The sequence below is a fragment of the Paenalicyclobacillus cellulosilyticus genome (assembly GCF_014647315.1).
In the GTDB taxonomy this organism is placed as follows: Bacteria; Bacillota; Bacilli; order Alicyclobacillales; family Alicyclobacillaceae; genus Alicyclobacillus_J; species Alicyclobacillus_J cellulosilyticus.
The window spans coordinates 1-709 of the sequence record NZ_BMOY01000096.1; the positions used below are offsets into that span (position 1 = coordinate 1).

Genomic DNA, 709 nt, shown 5'->3' on the forward strand with positions numbered 1-709 from the left:
TGCTGTGTCTGGTTATCGCAGGTTCAATTCTTGGAGGCTTGATCATCTCAATTCGCAAAATGCTCAATCTCTTAGGAGGTGAACCTAACGATGTACGAGAAGCGGTTCAAGCGGTTGCACAAGGTAACATCCAAACTAGCTTTGATACCGTCGCTCCAAAAGGCAGTATCTACCATGCGGTTCAGAATATGAGCCAATCATTGGCAACCATGGTGACTAACCTTGAACAATCGATGCACGCTCTACGCGATGAGCTATCAGCAGTAGAGTCGCGCTCAAATTCCATCGCCGATCTTACCGTTTCTCAGCAGCAATCGACCGCAATGATTGCAACAGCGATGACAGAAATGGCTTCTTCCGCTAACCATGTGGCAAGCTCTGCTAGCGACACAGCACGTAATACCGATGAAGCAGATAAACAAAGTCAGCACACTCAATCACTGATCCACAGTACGGTAGATAACATCCAAGGTCTTGCGACTCAGCTGAATACTGCAAGTAAAGCGGTTGCCGATCTCGATCAAGATGTAAACAACATCGTGAAAGTCCTGGATGTAATCGGGGATATTGCGGAACAAACCAACCTATTAGCCTTGAACGCTGCAATTGAAGCAGCTCGAGCAGGCGAACAAGGACGAGGCTTTGCTGTAGTAGCAGATGAGGTGCGTAATCTTGCAGGTCGAACTCAAGACAGCACAAAAGAGATCCA

1 protein-coding gene is annotated in these 709 nt (G+C 47.4%); it reads left to right on the forward strand.

Features of this window, described 5'->3' with window-relative positions; genetic code table 11:
• Nucleotides 1-709, forward strand: a 709-nt coding sequence (locus IEX97_RS13460) for a methyl-accepting chemotaxis protein (RefSeq protein WP_229776918.1), incomplete at both ends; no start/stop codon positions are given.